This window comes from Noviherbaspirillum sp. ST9, assembly GCF_048799745.1.
In the GTDB taxonomy this organism is placed as follows: Bacteria; Pseudomonadota; Gammaproteobacteria; order Burkholderiales; family Burkholderiaceae_D; genus Noviherbaspirillum.
This window is the reverse complement of sequence record NZ_JBLWFR010000062.1, coordinates 1-778: the sequence shown is the minus strand read 5'-3', so window position 1 is coordinate 778 and position 778 is coordinate 1. Positions and strand designations below refer to the sequence as shown.

The 778-nt window shown below is 47.0% G+C and carries 1 protein-coding gene; it reads right to left on the bottom strand.

Annotated elements, in window-relative coordinates; genetic code table 11:
- Window positions 1–621, bottom strand: a 621-nt coding sequence (locus ACNOHI_RS24735; RefSeq protein ID WP_420477386.1) for a gamma-glutamyltransferase, incomplete at its 3' end; no start/stop codon positions are given.
- Window positions 622–778: the final 157 nt, after the last annotated feature.

The following is a 778-nucleotide window of genomic DNA, read 5'->3' as shown; positions in this document are numbered from 1 at the left end:
AGGCTGGATCAGCACATCACCGGCCTTCCACGCGCCCGTGGCTTTAACCAGGGCCGTTCCTCCTGGATTAAATTCAGCCAGCCGGGCTCTGATTTTGTTTAACTCATCTGCCTGCTTTTCTGTGACTGGAAAACCCTTGGTTGCCAGATCAATCGCCGGCTGTATGACTTTCTTCCAGCTCAGCCTGCCAAATTTTGAGTGCGCCTGAACCATGCCGTCAACAGTACCCGGTACCCCGGCTGCAAAGTGCCCGTAAAGGCTTTTATCATTAACAGGGACCCCTGCGCTGTCAAGATACATGTTTCTGGTAGCAAGCAAAGGTGCTTTTTCGCGGTAATCCAGCGATGCAATTTTACCGTCGGCAGCCCTGAATACCAGAAAACCGCCGCCGCCGATATTGCCTGCGTTCGGGTAAACCACAGCAAGGGCAAACTGAACTGCTACTGCCGCATCTATGGCATTCCCTCCCTGTTTAAGGATTCGTATTCCTGCTACTGACGCCTGAGGATGAGCAGAGACGACCACACCATTCTTAAAATAAGCCCCCGATGTTTTCAGAACCTGGGGATATGCATATGAAAAGAGCAGAAACAGAATGCAGGAAGTGTAGATTTTTTTCATATTCCAACGAGGGTTTTTGTTGTTTTATCCCAACATATACAAAAATATATGATTTGCTTTATGTTGCGCCTGGTATCCCGACATAATAATTCAAATCAGAATATAGATGTCTTATGCAGTTTTACAAGAACCGGGACTTTTCTTATTCGTTAGTTTT